Annotated in this window: 18 protein-coding genes and 1 riboswitch; of the genes, 6 read left to right on the top strand and 12 right to left on the bottom strand. The window is 47.5% G+C overall.

Annotated elements, in window-relative coordinates:
• Positions 1 to 15 precede the first annotated feature (15 nt).
• On the bottom strand, positions 16 to 957 hold the full coding sequence (locus tag ACYQ2M_RS15695) for an ABC transporter substrate-binding protein (protein ID WP_459917308.1): 942 nt from the start codon (positions 955 to 957) through the stop codon (positions 16 to 18).
• A 399-nt stretch (positions 958 to 1356) separates the two neighbouring features.
• Positions 1357 to 1541, bottom strand: a riboswitch (cobalamin riboswitch).
• Positions 1542 to 1851: 310 nt separating this feature from the next.
• Here ACYQ2M_RS15695 and ACYQ2M_RS15690 point away from each other — a divergent pair.
• Positions 1852 to 2475, top strand: a complete 624-nt coding sequence (locus tag ACYQ2M_RS15690) for a DUF2284 domain-containing protein (RefSeq protein ID WP_459917307.1) — start codon at positions 1852 to 1854, stop codon at positions 2473 to 2475.
• A 394-nt stretch (positions 2476 to 2869) separates the two neighbouring features.
• Positions 2870 to 3922, top strand: a complete 1053-nt coding sequence (locus ACYQ2M_RS15685; protein ID WP_459917306.1) for a hypothetical protein — start codon at positions 2870 to 2872, stop codon at positions 3920 to 3922.
• A gap of 117 nt (positions 3923 to 4039) precedes the next feature.
• Here ACYQ2M_RS15685 and ACYQ2M_RS15680 read toward each other — a convergent pair whose 3' ends face one another.
• From ACYQ2M_RS15680 to ACYQ2M_RS15665, 4 genes are all read right to left on the bottom strand, one after another.
• Positions 4040 to 4438: an SGNH/GDSL hydrolase family protein gene (locus tag ACYQ2M_RS15680; RefSeq protein WP_459917305.1), complete on the bottom strand. Its 399-nt coding sequence runs from the start codon at positions 4436 to 4438 to the stop codon at positions 4040 to 4042.
• A 19-nt stretch (positions 4439 to 4457) separates the two neighbouring features.
• Entirely contained in the window at positions 4458 to 4856 is a 399-nt protein-coding gene (locus tag ACYQ2M_RS15675; RefSeq protein ID WP_459917304.1) for a Rieske (2Fe-2S) protein, read from the bottom strand.
• Between the two features lie 348 nt (positions 4857 to 5204).
• A complete protein-coding gene (locus ACYQ2M_RS15670; RefSeq protein ID WP_459917303.1) occupies positions 5205 to 5858 on the bottom strand; it encodes a flavodoxin family protein in 654 nt (217 codons plus the stop codon).
• Positions 5859 to 6245: 387 nt separating this feature from the next.
• Positions 6246 to 6950, bottom strand: coding sequence for a Crp/Fnr family transcriptional regulator (locus ACYQ2M_RS15665; protein WP_459917302.1), 705 nt, complete (start codon positions 6948 to 6950; stop codon positions 6246 to 6248).
• 251 nt (positions 6951 to 7201) lie between these two features.
• Between ACYQ2M_RS15665 and ACYQ2M_RS15660 the strand changes: the two genes are divergently transcribed.
• The 3 genes from ACYQ2M_RS15660 (at position 7202) to ACYQ2M_RS15650 (ending at position 9251) form a co-directional block, all read left to right on the top strand.
• A complete protein-coding gene (locus ACYQ2M_RS15660) occupies positions 7202 to 7894 on the top strand; it encodes a CDP-alcohol phosphatidyltransferase family protein (protein WP_459917301.1) in 693 nt (230 codons plus the stop codon).
• Between the two features lie 381 nt (positions 7895 to 8275).
• On the top strand, positions 8276 to 8818 hold the full coding sequence (gene tsaA / locus ACYQ2M_RS15655; protein WP_459917300.1) for a tRNA (N6-threonylcarbamoyladenosine(37)-N6)-methyltransferase TrmO: 543 nt from the start codon (positions 8276 to 8278) through the stop codon (positions 8816 to 8818).
• 256 nt (positions 8819 to 9074) lie between these two features.
• Complete coding sequence (locus ACYQ2M_RS15650) at positions 9075 to 9251, top strand: hypothetical protein (protein WP_459917299.1); 177 nt, start codon at positions 9075 to 9077, stop codon at positions 9249 to 9251.
• A 31-nt stretch (positions 9252 to 9282) separates the two neighbouring features.
• Here the strand turns inward: ACYQ2M_RS15650 and ACYQ2M_RS15645 are convergent, their stop codons facing one another.
• Both ACYQ2M_RS15645 and ACYQ2M_RS15640 read right to left on the bottom strand, forming a co-directional pair.
• Positions 9283 to 10518, bottom strand: coding sequence for a glycosyltransferase family 4 protein (locus tag ACYQ2M_RS15645; protein ID WP_459917298.1), 1236 nt, complete (start codon positions 10516 to 10518; stop codon positions 9283 to 9285).
• Positions 10519 to 10648: 130 nt separating this feature from the next.
• Complete coding sequence (locus ACYQ2M_RS15640) at positions 10649 to 11674, bottom strand: sensor domain-containing diguanylate cyclase (RefSeq protein ID WP_459917297.1); 1026 nt, start codon at positions 11672 to 11674, stop codon at positions 10649 to 10651.
• 610 nt (positions 11675 to 12284) lie between these two features.
• Here ACYQ2M_RS15640 and ACYQ2M_RS15635 point away from each other — a divergent pair.
• On the top strand, positions 12285 to 12629 hold the full coding sequence (locus ACYQ2M_RS15635) for a CGGC domain-containing protein (protein WP_459917296.1): 345 nt from the start codon (positions 12285 to 12287) through the stop codon (positions 12627 to 12629).
• Between the two features lie 103 nt (positions 12630 to 12732).
• On the opposite strand, the gene ACYQ2M_RS15630 is transcribed toward ACYQ2M_RS15635, so the two are convergent.
• The 5 genes from ACYQ2M_RS15630 to ACYQ2M_RS15610 all read right to left on the bottom strand — a co-directional run bounded on the left by ACYQ2M_RS15630 (position 12733) and on the right by ACYQ2M_RS15610 (position 18102).
• Positions 12733 to 13581 carry an ABC transporter permease gene (locus ACYQ2M_RS15630; protein WP_459917295.1) on the bottom strand — a complete coding sequence of 283 codons (849 nt, stop codon included), beginning with the start codon at positions 13579 to 13581 and terminating at the stop codon, positions 12733 to 12735.
• A complete protein-coding gene (locus ACYQ2M_RS15625) occupies positions 13578 to 14516 on the bottom strand; it encodes an ABC transporter permease (protein WP_459917294.1) in 939 nt (312 codons plus the stop codon). The genes ACYQ2M_RS15630 and ACYQ2M_RS15625 overlap by 4 nt, the downstream gene beginning before the upstream one ends.
• Positions 14517 to 14575: 59 nt before the next feature.
• A complete protein-coding gene (locus ACYQ2M_RS15620; protein ID WP_459917293.1) occupies positions 14576 to 15535 on the bottom strand; it encodes an ABC transporter ATP-binding protein in 960 nt (319 codons plus the stop codon).
• A complete protein-coding gene (locus ACYQ2M_RS15615) occupies positions 15520 to 16389 on the bottom strand; it encodes an ATP-binding cassette domain-containing protein (RefSeq protein ID WP_459917292.1) in 870 nt (289 codons plus the stop codon). The genes ACYQ2M_RS15620 and ACYQ2M_RS15615 overlap by 16 nt, the downstream gene beginning before the upstream one ends.
• Before the next feature lie 129 nt (positions 16390 to 16518).
• Positions 16519 to 18102 (bottom strand): ABC transporter substrate-binding protein, encoded by a 1584-nt coding sequence (locus tag ACYQ2M_RS15610; RefSeq protein WP_459917291.1) that lies wholly within the window; start codon positions 18100 to 18102, stop codon positions 16519 to 16521.
• Positions 18103 to 18104: the final 2 nt, after the last annotated feature.

The raw sequence follows: 18104 nt of genomic DNA, 5'->3' as shown, positions 1-18104 counted from the left end.
TCCTTTTTTGTGTGTCTATTTGGAATAGGCAATCGGATCATTCTCAGGTAACAGCCTGAAATATTGAATCTTGTATCCAGGATAGCTTTCCGGATGAAGGATAGCCGCAATATCGATTAATATCTCATCCAGTTTATCACCGGAGTGTTTATAGTGGGGTAACGGAGAGTAGACCCGCCCGGTTTTTAGCGGCTTAATATTGGCCAGCAGCGGATTGGCCCTGGCAAGAGACGCCTTTGATGTGGCACCGCTGTCCGGTGTGCGATAGGTAAAAAAGATATCCGCATCCTGACCTGAATACAAAAAACGCTCAAGGGAAATTTCAATACAGGATTTACCAAATACATCCTCAAACTGGTAATCGCTTAATGCCAACTCCACAAGCTGTCCCACCCATGCGTTTCCCGGTTCCACAAGCACTCTTTTCTCGTAAATATCCCCCCACATTACCTTGGGTTTAACCCCGGCATTGGCCGTATCCATACGGATCTGATCCAATGCCCCTGAAACCTTATTAAAATAAGCATCCGCCTCCTTTTCCTTATTGAAGAACGGAGCCAGGAATCGAACAAACTTCATCCTGGCAGATAAACACATGGCCGTTGGTGTGGTGGTAACGGCAACCGGCACCTTCATCTCCGCCATCATCGGGATAATGGACATGTCCCATGTCAGCACCAGTTCCGGGTTAAGCTTTCGTAGTCGTTCGAAATCAAGGGCATTATAATCCCCCAGATAGGTAATCTTGTTGTCCTCCATACCCTGCACCACTTCGGGAATCGTCCAGTCTTCTTTTTTGATCAAAACCCCCACCAGACTATCCTCAAGCACGCCCAAAGCCTTTAAAATGGCAATATCAAAGGCCCCATAGGCAACAACCCTTTTGACAGGTGTTCTAACAAGTTCAGCTGAATCAACGCCATCGGGCACCGGCATACCCCGTGGTACAAGCGTCATCTGTCTTCCGGCACCATCCCTCACTCTACTAATGCCATTATCAAACCGGGTTATGGAGAAACTACCGATACTCATAAAACCGGCATCTTCATTTTTTTTGAGTTTACTTTCAGAGGTTATATCCTGCGAGCACCCACAAAATAGTGTAAGTAAAAAACAACATAAAAAAACAAAAAGAGCCTTTTTCATTTTACCTCCATATTTGTATCTTCAGCAGTTGTGCCAAAACGCATTGAAATCAGTAACATACCTTTGTTAATATTTGCCAGTCACTCCATTGATGCTTATTTAAAGAGGCCCAAAACAAAAAAAGCCCTGAATCGTTTATAAAAAACGATCCAAGGCTGTCCCTTTTTCTATCCTCAGAATCAAACAGGTGCCGGCATTGCCGTACGCAGCATCCCTATGGTTGTCCAGGTAGGTCTTCTGACTCTTGGATCAATCTACTGACTGCGCCTTCCCGTCCATCATATGGACAGTGACATTATGCAGTGTTCGTCCCCAATCACAGCGGCGGGCCCGTTCCGGATTTAAACCGGATTCCCTATTATGCAGCTTCCTGCACCTGATCAGTGATAGTTAATAGTTTGTAAAATCTTAAATGTCAATCATAAAAACTGGACAAATGCCTGCTCCGTCATATCCTCCAAAAAAATTCTGGTAAGGAACAGGTCGTAAAAAAACTTGCCCTTTTCAGAATCCATAACTGTTGAAAATTTGACGTTAATATTTGCTTGACATTAACTCACAACATTGAGCATTTTGGGCTTGGTCACAACATGGGCCACATAGGGATGGGGTCAGGTCATGACCAAGCCCAGGATTTTGAATGCGTAACATCATGGCCCAGCAGAAAGTCTAACTCATTTAAGCCGCAAAGGAATCAAACGTATTTTGGATACAAAAACAAAACTAAACCCGATATCAAAACAGCCATGGGAGCACTTGCAACAAGAAGCCATCAAACTTGGGGCAAGTGCCTGCACCGCCATATCCTCCAAAGAAATTCTGGTAAAAGAAAATCTGGCGAAGCTGTGTAACGGAGAGTATACCTGCCCGAATTATGGTCGCTCCTCAAGCTGCCCTCCCCATGTGGAAGGCCCTGCAGAATTCAGAGAATGGCAGAGCCAAAGTCAATATTCCATTGTCGTAAAAATAGAATTACCCACGTCGATCATGTTTTCCGATGAACGAAAAGGAGTAATGCGATTGCTTCACCAAATAGTCGCAGCTGTGGAGCAGAAAGCCAGAGCGACAGGTTTTAAAAAATCAAAAGCATTTGCAGGGGGATCATGTAAAGATTTATTTTGTGAGGACCAGGAAAGCTGCTGTGTAGTGACAGAAAACAAACCCTGCCGTCACATGGAATCGGCTCGACCATCCATGTCGGGCTTTGGCATCGATGTCACCCAATTAATGCTGTCTTCCGGATGGTCGGGCCAAAAAGCGGAAAAATCAAAATTGCCGTATAAAAATGACAACAGCTGGGTGGCGGGTCTGATCCTTCTGATCGGTTGAACCGGCTGACCTGAAATGAATCTTAAACCCGTAGGTTTTGTTAAAAGTCCCCTTAAAACGCAAAGCTTAGGGGCTACAAAAGACAATCTCACGCTTAAAGCTTCAATGGAAGAACTTAAAAAACAGCAAAAGTAAATTGAGACAACCCTGAATGATATCCTGATATTTGAGCCATGGCACCAACTGCTCAAAGGAATAGAGGCGTTTTCACATATTGATATTGAAGTAATTTATCATGGCCTCACTTTAACTCAAATACTAAAAGATGACGAGAAGTTGATCACAATATAATGGACATACAAATGGCTAAACATTCGGGTCGGCAATGTAAATATCTGGCCAATTCCCCATGCACGGCCCCACCCAGGATCGTTAATCAATACAGGAGCCTGTTATGAAATTTGACATTCCCTATATCCCGGACAAGGCATACGCCCTTTTTATACGGCGTCACAGGGATCGGATCGATTCGGTTTACTTTGGACTCCACCAGGGGCATGTGCTCGATTCAAGGATCAGGTTCAAGCAGGTTGCCACGGAAAGGCTTGCCGAACAGCTCAATGGGCTTTTGGTTCCCCATCTCTACTGCCTGTTAAACTCACGGTTCATGGCCCCCGATCTCTACTTTGCCCCCCTGTTTCTGACCGGACTCATGGAAAATCTTGAGATACTTATGGAGCACTCCAGCCTTGACGGAATCATCTTTTGTGATGCCTATCTTCTCAATGCCCTCTCAAGCCATGGCGGAGACCTCCTTGGGAAACTTGAGGCGGTCCCTGGCATCAACTGCATGATAGACTCCATGGACAAGGCCCGGGCCTACCTGGAACTCGTTGATCAATCTGCATTCAAACGTCCGTCAAAACTTGTTCTGGACAGGTCGTTGAACCGGAACCCCAAAGCCCTTGAAGTCCTTGTGACCCAACTGAAGAAGGCGTATCCAGGTCTAAGACTTGAACTTCTCGCCAACGAGGGATGTCTCTACCATTGCCCGTTTAAGCCGGCCCACGATGCCCAAATTTCGTTAACAAACACTGGGCTTGTCCGGGAACGGGGGTATGAGATTAACCGGGAGTGGGGGTGCATGAAAGTACTGTTCAACAATCCAGAGCGCCTGTTCAAATCACCGTTCATCAGGCCGGAGGATATCGACGACTATTCCCACCTGGTTGATACCATCAAAATTTCGGGCCGTACCCTTGGCACAGACTTTCTTCAAAACACTGTCACAGCTTATATTCAGAAATCCTATGAGGGGAACCTCCTGGATCTCCTGGACGCCATGAAGTGGATGGCGGATCATTTTTTTGTGGATAACAAGAAGATTTCAAAGCACGATGTCGACACATTGGCAAATTGCGAAAAAGAGTGTAGTAGTTGTAGGTTCTGCAAAAAAATACTTGACTCAACCACCCAAAAAAAATCGGTTCAATTCAGCAGATATTAAATAAAATAACGCTGGAAATGAATGCATGGGAGGAACGCTTAACAGCAAAATATGTTTCACCCCAAATTTTAGCATTAAGAGATTACACAGATTATCAAGGAGGGCCTGCCATTGTCTTCATGAGGTACCACCGGTTACGTCATTTACACCAACCGAGACAACGGCCATGTCAAATTTTTCCTGATCTGCTGACTCAAGATGCTTTATTACATCATAAATTTTGCATCCAGTTCGGGCTATCAGACCCCATGATAAAAGAAAGTGAGGTGCCAGTGCGGAAACAAGTTGCCCGGAAAGCGCAGATGATTGGCTGTCGGCACCAACCCCGGCGGCGGCCGAATCCCCTGTTATGAGCAGGCGCAGTGATTCCCCATTTCCTTTGACGCCACAACGATCTCCGGTGGGTTCAGGAAGCCTTGGGGTTACCCGGCGAACATAAAGGCCCTTTGCCCAAAGAATGGGGACAAGGCATGTTACTGCATATCGATATCCCATGGGTGATTTAATTTTGTTCATATCCCTCCGGTGGTATGGGTTATCCAAGATGAATCTCCAGGTGATTATCTTTATGTTGAATCGGAAAGGTTTTTAGCGAGCGTTTGGCAGCTCCGCCCACAGGATTGCCTGAGAAATCAAACACAGATCCTGACACACTGCAGCATTTGACTGATCCCGGTTTATCTCCCGGATTCAGACGACGACCCATGTGTGTACATTTGTTTTCAAATGCATGAAAAGTATTGTTTTCATCGCGGATCACGAAAATCCGATGTAAAAGCCCATTGCCCTCAAGGCGTACAGCCCCCCCAATGATGGCAAGTTCCGGTGTCCGGTCCAGGTCAATGGCAAGTATCGGTTCTGTAAAATTCCATGAATCCGGGTTAGCAGGTTGTTTTGTGTCACAAATGCCAAAAATTTTTTTAAATATACCCATAAGTTGACGTCCTTAAATAATGACTTTAGTAGTGTTTGACCCTGTAGGAAGCGAAAGGAAATTATGTAAGTGAGTCAGAAGATTTCAATTTACCACTTATATTTTTGAGACTTAGATATATCGATTTTTCAGTTGGGTTTGCAGGTAAATTGATTTGCTCTGACTCCCTAAAACCCGTCAAGAGAAGCCCTGAGTCTTGAATCCAAATGAACAACCCCCTCCTGAATCAGAGATTCAGAAGGGGGGACTCTTTGGGGAGGAGTTTAAAATCTGCTTTAAACTCGATGTTCACGTTTTTGCTGGCCAATTATGCGAGAACGGGGTCAGCCTGCCCCCTCCTTCACTATTTTACATTAATACACGATTTTTGATTTTCCTGGCAATTTCCAGACCTAATTCTCTGGCCGTATCCCACACATCAGACTGATTCTCAACTTTACAGAACTTATCCGGTGTAACGGTGATGTCGTCTCCAAAAACCCAGGGAAGGGCACTCATGGGACAGGTCTCACCATAGCCGCAGACCAGGCACTCTGGATTTCCGGTAATCTTGAGGGTACCCAGAATCTCCATTCCCTCCACCGTCAATGCATGTTCAATCTGTTTGCTTGTTTCTTCAAGACCCGGTGCTCCCCTGCCAATTCCGGAGGCGACAACAACAGCAAGTCTTCCCCGGTTAAGACCATTTTGATGCCTGAAAGAAAATAATCTTTCAAGAAATGCCTTGGTAAACCCGTCAACAGAACCATAGGGGGCATATCCACCCACAACAATGGCGTCTGCCTTTTTCACCTTTTCCGCCAGTTCCGGGAAATCATCGTTGACCTTGCAGATGTTGTCCTTTTTGCATCCAAGGCATGCGATGCAGGGTCTTATATTCATTTTACTCAGTTTCACAAATTCTGATCGCAGACCACTGCTGTCAAGAACCGCTTTAACCAGCCGGTCTGTGTTACTGTTTTTTATGGGGCTACCTGAAATTCCTAAAATTTGAGGTTGCATATCCTATTCTCCTTATGTTGATATTCATGAATTTATAAACGCTGTAATCTCTTTTTATATGAGAAAGCAGGTGATGGGTTTTGGCTACTTGGTACCTTGCAACCTGGTTGATCACACCCTGATTTTTCATTTTTTGCTGGGGCAGAAGTAAATATCCGGCTTGCTACTGTAACTCTGTTTGGCCAGTGCCCTATATTCGCCTGTATGGGGCTGCGTAACATACTAATGCTATATGAGCAGGCCCAAATAGGCACAAATGCGTTACTGGCCGAATATTTACTGGTAAAAAGTCCTGCCATGGTCGTTATATGTGTTTTGCGGTAAATTTACTGTAGCAATGGCTACAATGGCAATTTTTTTAAACAAGATTACAAACAATCGTAAGGATTAAGCGATTTTCAAGGAGGGCAGGATCAATCGTCTTCCTTCAAGAATAATTTTTCCAGCTTCTTTAAGCGCCTTCATGGCCCGGGTAATGGTAACCCTGTGAGCACCTGTTAAAAAACTGAGATCCTCGTGGGTCAACGGAAACTGAATCATTACCCCTTTTGGACTTTGCGCCCCATGCTCTTTTGCAACGTTGCTCAGCACCTGATAGAGGCGATCCTCAATGTTTGCAACCCCAAGGTTGCCCACACGAGTGGTAAGCCAGGCAATCCGTTCACTGAGGGTTTTAATGACCTGAAGACCGACGCCGGGGTGCTTGAGTACCAATTTTTCAAATTGGCTCCGGGTAAAACCACATGTCAGGGTATCCTCAAGGCAAACGGCACTGACAGGGTATTGCCCCTCTTCAGAAAACATGTTCTCTCCGACAAAATTGCCCGCCTTGCGTATATCAAGCATCATTTCAGTACCATCTTCAAGAACTTTGGTCAGCTTGATACGCCCTGCCTTGATCAGAAATACTTCGTCGGCCGGATCACCCTGCAGAAACAGGGTCTGCCCCTTTGTCATTTTTTTTCTAAACGCTTTCCGGGAAAGTGCTTCAATGTCTTCCGGAGCAAGATCCTTGAATATCCAGAGATTGCCAATACAGGTTTCTGACAGTTCCATATCATTGCCTGCAATCTGTTTACATAAACAAGCCATTTTATACCGCCATCCTTCTGCAAGGGTTGCAAATCCTAAATCCTATTGATACAGTTGCTGACAGGTCCCAAGCGGAACCAGGGATTCAGCTGACGGGTGTTAATCTGTCGCAGCAAATGAAAGAAAGAACTGATGAACGAAGCAATCATACAACAGGATCTCAGCAATGAGTTCCATATATCTGAAAACTGCTACATTACGGAGTTGTCCAACACCCCAAAAATTTCGGATGCCTATGAGGATATTGTAACATGCTTGACCCATGGTCCACGACGATTGTAAGCCCTGTACTGAAGTCCCTGGCAGGCCACCTGAATCGTCGCAAAATAACAGCTGATCAGGTAACAGTGGCAGGTTTCATTGTTGGCATAAGTGCCCTGCCCCTGATCTGGCACCGCCATTACGTCCCGGCCCTTGTGATGATTCTGCTTAACCGGGTTCTGGACGGCCTGGATGGTTCCCTGGCCCGCATGAGCAGTCCCACCGATGCCGGGGGGTTTCTGGACATCACCCTGGATTTTATCTTTTATGCAGGGGTGGTGACGGGATTTGCCCTGGCAGATTCAAACCAGAATGCCCTGGCGGCAGCCCTGCTTCTCTTTTCATTCATGGGAACAGCCAGCAGTTTTCTTGCCTTTTCCGTCATGGCAGCCAAAAACGACATCACCAGTGTTGTTTATCCGCACAAGTCCATGCATTACATGGAAGGGATCACCGAGGGAACCGAGACCCTGATTCTTTTTATTCTTTTCTGTTGTTTCCCGGACAATTTTCCCGGGCTGGCCATTTCTTTTTCACTGCTTTGCTGGGTCACCACAGCCCTTCGTATTATAGGCGGTTATGGCACTTTAAAACAGCCTTTTTTTTCACAACCTGATAAATGCCAACACCGGACTTCAAAGCGACTTCGACAAGATATTAAAACGGATAGATCCTGTGAATGAGGATAGTCAAGGCCCCAATTTAAAAAATATGAAATGCCCTCAAAGACGGTAAAAGAACTGATCGTCCAAGGAACGCAAACGCTGGGTATCGGAACAGCGAAGTCTTCTGCTGAAGGGAAAAATAGTCGCAGCTGTGGAGCGGAAAAATCAAACGTGCCGTATAAAAATGACAACAGCTGGGTGGCGGGTCTTGATCCTTCTGATCGGTTGAACCGGCTGTCCTGGTCAATCCAATAAACATGGGAGGCCCTGCCCGATGTAAATTTCGGCACCAATCATCCCCGTTTTCGTGTTAGCAAAGTGCCTTGAATTTGATCAGGCACTGCTGGCCCTGAGTTGGAGATCTTGACTCAACTATATAGGAAAAAAAGGAAAAAAATCATGCATCAAGAGCAATACAACTGGCCTGAAATGAATCTTAAACCCGTGGGTTTTGTTAAAAGTCCCCTTAAAACGCCAAGCTTAGGGGCTACAAAGGACAATCTCACACTTAAAGCTTCAATGGAAGAACTTAAAAAACAGCAAAAAGAAATTGAGACAACCCTGAGTGATATTCTGATATTTGAGCCATGGCACCAACTTCTCAAAGGAATAGAGGAATTTTCACATATTCTGGTGCTGTACTGGCCTCACCTCATTGATTCGGAACGACGAAACCTTCAACAAGTGCATCCCATGGGAAGAAAAGACATTCCCCTGCAGGGTATTTTTGCCACCTGCAGCCCTGCCCGCCCCAACCCGGTTCTGGTATCTGCCGTTGAACTGGTCCGACGGGAAAAAAACAAATTAATTGTCAAAGGTTTTGAGGCCGTTGATCAGACTCCGGTGATTGATATCAAGCCCTACAACATCAATTATATGAAAAAAGAAAATCTCCAAGTCCCGGACTGGATGAAAAAAATCAATGCTGAGCTTGCAAGCTAAAAAGTAAAATTTCATAAAAAGTATATATTCGGTCATCACCCCCATCTTCACCTGTTTTGGTCTGCTCACATAGCATTAGTATGCTACGCAGCCTCAAACAGGCGAATATGAGCCACGGACCAAACAGTTACATGAGCAAGCCGAATATTTACTGGGCAAAACCGGCGGTGAGGTCGCAGCACAAACCGCCGGTTCCGTTTTCCGCCAAAATCATTATCCATTAAGGCACTTGGCCTGCCAGGCCAACAGGGAAATCATGACGCAAATGCTCCCTAACGGAGTAAACATATCACGGCAAGAGGATCTATGGAGTACAAGTGCTGCCGTTGTCCGGATGAAGAATAAGAAGCTGGAATGGATTCAGGCAGGGGATGCCGTCATTATTCTGGTCTATATCAACCCTCCGCCAAGGCGTTTTCTTCTGAATCTCTGATCCAGGATGGTTGGGTTGATCAATCCGAAAACTAAGCACTTAAGAGTTCTTTATATACGCTTTCCATTCTTGAAAATACCTTTTCCCAGGTATAAGCTTTTATAATTTTTTGCGCCAATTTTGTGTCCGGTTGTCTGTTGGCCAGGATCTTTCCGATGCTGAGTTCAAGAGCCTCCGACAATCTCTGTTCCAATAACGGCATATCCCTTTCAAAGGGGGTATCCACGCTCTTAAGTGGTGGCAATTCCATTAAATTCACCATGTTTGATTGAACATCCCTTAAAATTTCCCTGGTGCCCGGAAGTGCTGTGGTCAGAATACGACATCCCGAGGCCAGGGCTTCCATGATCACCAGAGGGAGCCCTTCAAAAAACGATGGCAAAACAAAAAGATGCGATTTTCTCATCAGGTCGGCAAGCTTATCATGGGATAACCCCCCGTGTATAACAACCCGCTCCCCCATGGATTTTGCCAGGGCCACGCATTCATCTTTTTCCATGCCGCTTCCAGATCCAGCCAGATGAAGGCGGAAGTTGGACTCTGTAATCCTTTGGAGGGATTTGAGCAGCCAGGGAACCCCCTTGGCACGGCTCAATTTCCCAGCATAAACAATTTCAACAGGCCCTTTGTCGATTTTGGTATGGGATTCGGGGCTGAAAAAAAACCGGGATTCATCAAACCCCGCACCAACCACTTTGATTTTTCCAGGTCCAACACCGTGAATCTCCTGAACCTGGGCCTTCTGGTGGTTACTCAGGCAGAGTATCTTGTCTATTTTTCTCACCGCGCCGGTTATTTTTAACCCGATTTCCGGGCACAGGTCAAACTGCCGCAGACAAGTACCATGGCATGAGGTTACCATGGGGGTATCGGCAAAAACCTCCCGAGCAATCTTTGAAACGATCCAAAGATGGTGGGTATGAACGATATCCGGGACGAATCGTTCCTTTGCCAGTTGAATTTTATTCCTGAAGCCCCTTTCATATTGTGCAAGCGCCCCGGAATCCATGCAGGAAAAGACCGTGCTTTTATATGGCATGACATCGCTCATGCCAGGCAGGGGAAAATCAAGGTCAGCACTGCTGAATTTGACAAAAAAAGTTTGATCCAAAGGGAGTAGAGATGGATCCGGTTGAAACTCATTCTGAATTCCGGCAACCATAACATTTTCATGCCCTCTGGCCCCGGCCTGTTTAATAATGGCCTGAAGGGTTTTACCGGACCCTGTGAAATCCGGCATCTGACTTAAAATATGGAGAATTTTCATAGTAAGGAATCTTATCAAATATTTTATAATAGTAAAAAAAATTGGCAGCAGTATCTGTTGTAGAATTCGGATAATGCTAACTTCCACGCCAGGATTATGAATCCGGATGCCCATTGAAAAAAACCAAAACCTATTCTGACAAGCCGACTTGGTCCTTTCCGGTATTCTTAACTCTGAACATTGCCAGATCAGCCAATGCAATCAACCCTTTGATATCAGACGCATTATCTGGAAAAGTCGCCACACCAAGACTGGCCGTCACCCGGATATTACGGCCCCAGCTGGTCAAAAAGGTGGCAGCCTTTATGGAATCTCGAATCTTGCGTGCAATTTCAGCAGCCTGAACGTTATCGGTATTCGGCAGCACCACCACGAACTCATCCCCGCCATAGGCCACGGCAAAGGCATCCTCCACAAGACACCCCCGAATCTTTTCCCCCGCTTCCCGCAGGGTCCGGCTGCCATTTAAATGCCCTTCCCCGTCAACAACCCTCTTGAAATTATCAATGTCCATGAAAATAAGAGAAAAACAGCCCTTATGCCCATCACATTTCCGGACGAGTTTATCCAGGGAACGATAGAGATATCTCTGATTGTAAAGACCGGTCAAACTGTCCCGGATGGACATTTCATGCAGTTCTCTGTAGCGCCGGCTGTTCTCCATCCCGATGGCCAGATAGTCTGAAAGCAGGATCAGCAGTTCAAGGCTCACCTCATCCACAGCCTTGGGATTAACCATTTCCAAAACCCCCAACGTTCGTCCAGCAAATACGATGGGTACGCAAACAAGGGATTTTGTACAATAACCGGTTAACTCATCGACTTTATCATGAAAAAAATCACATTCCCTGACATCCTCCAAAACGAGCAATTCCTGTTTCAACGCACAATACCCAGCCGCACCCTGGCCAAGCCTCAGCCGGATATCTTTTATTTGTTCAAAATCAAGATCAATGGTCAATTCAAACCGCAATGTCTCGGTAGCTTCATCCAAAATCAGAAGCGACCAGATTTCGGAAGGAAAGAGCTTGGAAATTTTGTCCATAATTTGTTTCAAAAGAAGATTCGGTTCCAGCTCCGACGTCAAAGCTTTCCCAAAATCCAGGCAGCTCAGTAACTGTTCGCGGCTTAACCCTTTACCTGTTTTTATTGTCATATGTTATTATCCTTATGAGGGGGGACATAATACTATTTTCATTTTTTCCTGTACAAAAATTACTATAAAGTACAAAGTACTGGACAAAAAATTTCTGCCTGGTTCAATAATGGCTTGAAGTGTTTTTCCAGATTCTGTAAAATTCGGCATTTGCCTTAAAATATGAAAGATTTTCATGGTAAGGAACCTTACCATATGTTTTTGAACAGGAAAAGAAACACGCATTTGAATCTGCGATGTTTTTCAAAAAATTAACACATCACTATACAAACAGAACTTATTTTTCTTGCCTTCTGCACCCCCCGTTTTATGGCGGAAGCCTATGAGGATATGGGGAATCATAAACAGATAAAATGAAAATCAAGGAAGCTTTCCCCCAAAAAACATCTGCAACCTGGGCAGGTCTTGGCAAAATTGGACACAACTGCCAACTGGTCACACGCGAATTCGTCGGCCCATGGCCCGCAAGCATTGCAAGGCCGAATGAGGGTATAAGCTCCACCCCGGCTATAAAAATAATAAACTTTCCTGTTGAATAATCCGGTCGAGATTGATACCTAATGATTGCGAGCAAAAGCTCATAATCAACAATTCAACGAGAGGAGAAAATATGGAAAAGGTTATCGTAGTTGGATGTGGCGCGTACATGGATGCCGGATACGGATGTCCCGGCGAGTGGAGATGCCTCAAGGCCGCTGCCCTTGGCGATGGCAAATTTGAATCAAAGTCCCAGGTGGTCGGCTTTGTCAAATGCGAATGTCCCGGGCGCACCTTGGTGCCCAACACGGGCATGACCATGAAACTTTCCGAGCTCAAACCGGACAAAATTTATCTGTCGTCCTGCATGGCCAATGCCAAGCCCGACTGCCCTTATAGCACCCCGGAAGAAAAGGCAGAAATGCTCAAAGGCAAATTCGGCATTGATGTGATCCTGGGCACCCACGACTACCACTAATCGCCCTTCAGCCATGGGAGAGGAGATTTTGTTCTCCTCTCCCTTTTTTGCTTTAAACAATGCTCATTTTTATGGAGCATATGAATGATGCCTTTTTTTGAATTTATCTTTTATGGAGTGCGTCAATCTTATCCCCTGCAAGATTGAACATCATGACCGCTACCATGATGCAAAGTCCGGGAAAAATGGAAAGATGAGGGGCTGTGAAAAGGTAGTCTTTCCCCTCCATGAGCAGGGAGCCCCATTCCGGATCAGGGGGCTGAACCCCGAATCCCAGAAACCCCAGGGCAGACACGGACAAAATTCCCTTGGCCGTCCCCACCGTGGCAAGGACCATCATGGCAGGTCTGGCCGCCGGCAGAATATGACGGACAATGATCATAAAAGAGGAAACCCCGGACAGGCGAGCCGATTTCACATACAGCGCTTCCCGGGTGGTCAGAGAGACACCTCGGACCATCCGAGCATATTTGGTCCAGGATACACAGCTGATGGCAAAAATCAGGTTAATGTTTCCCGGCCCCATCACACCGGCCAAGGCAATGGCCGCCACCATCTCGGGAAAAGCCAAAAATATATCGGTGATGCGCATGAAAAGCTCGTCCACCCATCCTCCGCAATAACCGGATACAAGCCCCACAACCATGCCCAAAAATGCGGATACGGCAACGGCTGCAAGGCCGATTCCGATGGAACTTCTGGCCCCCCATAAAATACGGGATAACAGACATCTTCCCAGGGAATCACACCCCATGGGAAACCGGAGGCAGGGCGAACAAAGCCCCACAGACGGATTTGTGGTAAGGGGATCATTGGGGGCAAGCAACGATCCTACCATCACCAGGAAAAGCAGAAGCCACACAGCCAAGAGACTTTTGGGAACCCTGTTAAAAAATGTCACCACCCCCACGAGAACATTCAGACACTCTATTTTTCGATGAAAAAAACTCATATCAGACGAATCCTCGGGTCCAGTGCACTGCAAATCAAATCCACCCCGAAATTAACCAGCACAAAAAGTCCTCCGGTGAAAAGAACAATGCCCTGGATCAGAGGATAATCCCGGTTACTGATGGCATCCACCATCAGACTTCCCAGGCCTGGCCAAGAGAAGACCACCTCGGTCATCACTGCCCCTTCCAGGATCAGGCCGAACTCCAGCCCAACAATGGTAACCATTGGAATCAACGTGTTTTTCATCAGATGCTTGCCCAGCACCATGGAAGAATCCGTGCCCCTGGCCCTCAGTGCCAGGATATGGTCCGAAGACAAACCCTGGATCACGGCGGATCTCAGCAAGCGGGCTATATAGGCGGTGATGGCCGTTCCCAGTGTGATGGCCGGCATGATGAGATGCTGCCATCCGCCGGTTCCGAAACTTGGCAGCCATTGCAGTTTAACGGAAAAAAGGGTAATCAGTAAAAGTCCCAGCCAAAAATTGGGAATGGAAAGCCCTAAAACGGACAGGGACACCGACACTGAGTCCAGCCATGTACCATGCCCAAGGCCCGACACAATCCCCAAAGGCAAGGCCACTGCAAGGGCGATGAAAATGGCTGCCAAAGCCAGTTCAACGGTCTTGGAAAACCGCTGACAGATCAGATCAGCCACATCTGTTTCTTCCACCAGAGAGTATCCTAAATCCAGGCATATCACATGGGAAAACCAGCGGGCATACTGGGTGATAAACGGCTGATCCAGGCCTTCTTTTTCACGAATCCACTCCACTGTGGCCTGGTCCAGCTGGCTCTCCCCTCCGTACCGGGCAATGGCTATCTCCCGGGCCGCATCTCCCGGAGCCACCAGGATCATGGCATAGGTGAGAAACGAAGCCCCCACCAGTACCAGAATCAGCCCCAATATCTTTTGCAACGCATAACCTATCATGATTTCACCCTGGCTTGTATTCTGTTTTTAATTTGCCCTTCATCCCATGGCGGTTTCCATCAGCCCCAAAGATGACACCACACCGTATGATCTTCAGAAAGCCGAACAGGCCCGGGCATCTGTTTTTTACAAATCGCTGAAGCCTCAGGACATCGCGTATGAAAAACGCAACCCTGGGGAAGATCCCGCACAGAAGGCGCCTCCCCTTTAAGCAGAATCCGTTCTCCCTTCCATATACCCGGGGTAAATGATGTGGATAAAAGTGCCCGGGTATAGGGATGGGCAGGCGCACTGAAAAAGGAAGCCCCTGACATGGTCTCCAGTATCCGCCCCAAATAGATAACCCCCACCTTATCGGCCATGGCCCTCACCAGGTCCATGTCATGGGTGATTATAAAGCAGGCCATGGGATATTGTTCCTTTATCCGGCCAAGCAACCGAATGATCCGGGTCTTTATCAAACCGTCCAGGGCCGTGAGCGGTTCGTCCAGGATCAGCAGTTCAGGCCGAGTGGACAACGCCCGGGCAATGCAGACCCGCTGTTTCTGTCCCCCTGACACCTGGGAGGGAAAGCGTTGCAACAGACTGTCGTTCAAACCGATTTCCCGGATGAGAGGTTCGAGAAATTTCCGCCGTTGGTCGGATTTTACCCCCCTGGCGGCCAAAGGTTCTTCCAAAGATTGTCCCAATGATCTAAAGGGATTCAGAGCCTGGACAGGATCCTGAAAAACCATCTGCATTTTTTGTCTTACGGTCCTGTGTACCGCATCATTGGGACTGCGAATTTCTTCCCCTTTGAATACCAAGCCGCCCTGGTGAAAAGGCTGAAGTCCGGCCAAGGCCAGGGCCAACGTGCTCTTGCCCGATCCGCTTTCTCCGATGAGGCAAAAGGTATCCTCTTTTTCCAGATTCAAGCGTACATTTTTCACTCCCCAGAATCGCCTGCTGTGCCTTAAAACTCCCAACCGTCCCCTGAAGGAAATCCCCAAATCCTGGATGATCATCAGCGGATCAGGCATAAATCGTCCCCTCTGATGCCGGAATTGGAGACAATGTCCGCAGTGTAGGGATGTTCCGGGTGTTTAAAAAGATCTTCAACACCCCTGGTTTCCACAATGGTGCCCTGGTGCATCACCGATATCCGATCGCAGACATGGGCCGCCATGGCAAGGTCATGGGTAATGAGAATAAAGGAGGTATGGCAATCCTGCCGCACTTGTAAGACCAGCTCAACGATCAGCAGCGCCATAGTAGGATCCAGTGACGAGGTTACCTCGTCCAGGATCAAAATCCGGGGATCTGCCAACAGGGCCATGACCAGCTGGGCCCGCTGGAGCATGCCCAGGCTCCACTCGTGGGGGTACTGGCGACACCGGGATGCCGGCGATGAAATCCCCACTTTTTCCAGGAGGGTATAAACCCTCTCCATGGACCTTTCCGGCCCGGGCATAATGGAAAGGGCATCTTTGAACTGGCTTGCCAAGGTAAACACCGGATCCATGGCGGTGTAGGGGTGCTGGAGCACCAGGGAAATCTTTTTTCCCCGGAAGGAACCAGGGGAGGATAACGCACGGTCCGCCACCTCATAACCGTCCACTGAAATGGAGCCGGACAGAATATATGCAGGAGCTTCAAGCCGTACCAAGGTCCGGGCAAAAAGGCTTTTGCCGCATCCGGATTCCCCCACAAGCCCGTGGATCTCCCCCCTGACAAGGGAAAAATTCACATCCTGGAGCAGCACCACCTCTGAAATCTTCTCCCGAATCGCCACTCTGAGACGGTTGACCCGAAGGATTTCCCCGTCCGGCAAATCTCCATGATTCATCAATACGATTCCTGTCTCCCGCTGTTTAAATTTTTTAACATCTTTCATATGGCCCCAAAAGTTGTTTACACATGTTTTGAAAACTTTTCCTCAAAATGGGGACATTGCTCTTGAAAGTGTAAAGTACAAATGAAGTATGCCAATTGTTTCAACATCAAAACGGGGCATCAAACCTGATCATTGAACAGATATCTTTTGAGTCAGCAGATACTTTTCTGCCGGATGTATCTGATAGTTCCTGACACGGTCTGACAAGGCCGTGACCATGGATTTATGAAAAAGAACGATCACAGGGTTCTCTTTATAAATGATCTCCTGAATCCGGTTATACATCCGGACCCGTTCAGCCGCATCAAAGCAGGCTCTGGCCTTACGGATCAGCTTATCAAGCTCCGGATTGGAATACCCCATGAAGTTGGACCGAGCCCCTGTAACAAACAAATCCGACAAAAAGGCATCCGGATCTCCCTGGGGGGCGCTGTTCCACATCTGGAGATTCAAGTGAACCCGCCCTTGCCTCATGGCCTGATTAATGGGCGAGCCTTTTTTGGTCACCCGGATGCGGGCATCTATGCCCACCCTGAGCAGCTGGGACTTGATCAGCTCCAGGGTGGGTTTTAAAGCGGCCCGGGTTTCATAGGTCCACATTTCAAGACAAAGCGGTTTCCCATCTTTTTCCCGGATACCGTCCCGATCACGATCCAGAGCCCCGGCCTTTTCAAGCAGGGCAACTGCCTTTTCAAGGTCATGACCATGGGGGACAAGCCGGGTATTGCACCAGGGGAGAATGGCAGGAAAAACAGAGGTGGCCATGGTCCCGCCAACACCGCCCAGCACCGATGTCAGAATCTGCTCCCGATCAATGGCAAAATTGAGGGCATTGCGAATCAGGGGATCAGCCAGAGGGCCGTCCTTGACCCGTACAAAAAAGAAACAGAGCCGGGCCGTGGAAAGGGTTTGAATCCTGCTTCTGCCCTTTTTTGCCATCAATCTAACGGCATCCCGTTCCGGGAAGTTAGTACAAATGTCGATCTTGCCTGATTCAAAAGCCAGCATCCGGGATACTGGATTTTTAATGACAAAGAGCTCGGCCCGGGCCAGTTTCGGTTTACCACCCCAATATTCCGGGAAAGCTGCCACAACGGTCTTTTCATTGGGCACGATTTTTTCCAGCTGAAAAGGACCTGTGGCGGCAAAACGATCTCCGGCCATATCAACAATCCCGGTCTCCGGGGAGGTTAAATTGTACAAAAAGGCAGCATTGGGATGATAGGTCTTCACCACCAGAGTATGCGCCCCGGTCACCTCCATGGATTCGATGTCCAGCAACCCCTGAATCCGCTTGTTAAAACCGGCACTTCTTTCATCAATGAGCCGTTCCAATGATTGCTTAACCCCCAGGGCGATCAGGGGCTCATGATTATGCAAAAAAACATTATCCCGAATTTGGATCTCCCAAATCAAAGGGGAAATGTTCTGAAAACCACTGGCCAACCAAGGCTGAAGCTGCATATTGACATCTATAACAAACAAAGTCTCTGTAATGCCTGATTCACTGGCATACCATCCGTTTGAAGCCTTGGCCGGGTCCAGCACCGTGCCCGACGGGCCAAAGGGCTTGGCAATGATAAGCGGATCTGCGGCAAGCGCTATAGATGCCGCAAGACACAGAATCAGGCAGAAAAAAACGGCCCGGCCAGGCCAGACCTGATAAAAAAGGCCCGTCCGGGCAGGGAAAGGTTTTATATTTAAACGTTTCATGC

It is taken from the genome of Desulfocicer niacini (assembly GCF_054657595.1).
This window is presented reverse-complemented; position numbering and strand designations above follow the sequence as displayed.

Excerpts from the sequence above, each read along its gene's own strand:
- ACYQ2M_RS15625 (WP_459917294.1), bottom strand. The coding sequence starts at position 14,516 with ATGATAGGTTATGCGTTGCAAAAGATATTGGGGCTGATTCTGGTACTG.
- ACYQ2M_RS15665 (WP_459917302.1), bottom strand. The coding sequence starts at position 6,950 with ATGGCTTGTTTATGTAAACAGATTGCAGGCAATGATATGGAACTGTCA.
- ACYQ2M_RS15630 (WP_459917295.1), bottom strand. The coding sequence starts at position 13,581 with ATGAGTTTTTTTCATCGAAAAATAGAGTGTCTGAATGTTCTCGTGGGG.
- ACYQ2M_RS15685 (WP_459917306.1), top strand. The coding sequence starts at position 2,870 with ATGAAATTTGACATTCCCTATATCCCGGACAAGGCATACGCCCTTTTT.
- ACYQ2M_RS15620 (WP_459917293.1), bottom strand. The coding sequence starts at position 15,535 with ATGCCTGATCCGCTGATGATCATCCAGGATTTGGGGATTTCCTTCAGG.
- ACYQ2M_RS15680 (WP_459917305.1), bottom strand. The coding sequence starts at position 4,438 with ATGAACAAAATTAAATCACCCATGGGATATCGATATGCAGTAACATGC.
- ACYQ2M_RS15650 (WP_459917299.1), top strand. The coding sequence starts at position 9,075 with ATGACGCAAATGCTCCCTAACGGAGTAAACATATCACGGCAAGAGGAT.
- ACYQ2M_RS15610 (WP_459917291.1), bottom strand. The coding sequence starts at position 18,102 with ATGAAACGTTTAAATATAAAACCTTTCCCTGCCCGGACGGGCCTTTTT.
- ACYQ2M_RS15660 (WP_459917301.1), top strand. The coding sequence starts at position 7,202 with ATGCTTGACCCATGGTCCACGACGATTGTAAGCCCTGTACTGAAGTCC.
- tsaA (WP_459917300.1), top strand. The coding sequence starts at position 8,276 with ATGCATCAAGAGCAATACAACTGGCCTGAAATGAATCTTAAACCCGTG.
- ACYQ2M_RS15675 (WP_459917304.1), bottom strand. The coding sequence starts at position 4,856 with ATGGGTATATTTAAAAAAATTTTTGGCATTTGTGACACAAAACAACCT.
- ACYQ2M_RS15615 (WP_459917292.1), bottom strand. The coding sequence starts at position 16,389 with ATGAAAGATGTTAAAAAATTTAAACAGCGGGAGACAGGAATCGTATTG.
- ACYQ2M_RS15635 (WP_459917296.1), top strand. The coding sequence starts at position 12,285 with ATGGAAAAGGTTATCGTAGTTGGATGTGGCGCGTACATGGATGCCGGA.
- ACYQ2M_RS15695 (WP_459917308.1), bottom strand. The coding sequence starts at position 957 with ATGACGCTTGTACCACGGGGTATGCCGGTGCCCGATGGCGTTGATTCA.
- ACYQ2M_RS15640 (WP_459917297.1), bottom strand. The coding sequence starts at position 11,674 with ATGACAATAAAAACAGGTAAAGGGTTAAGCCGCGAACAGTTACTGAGC.
- ACYQ2M_RS15670 (WP_459917303.1), bottom strand. The coding sequence starts at position 5,858 with ATGCAACCTCAAATTTTAGGAATTTCAGGTAGCCCCATAAAAAACAGT.
- ACYQ2M_RS15645 (WP_459917298.1), bottom strand. The coding sequence starts at position 10,518 with ATGAAAATTCTCCATATTTTAAGTCAGATGCCGGATTTCACAGGGTCC.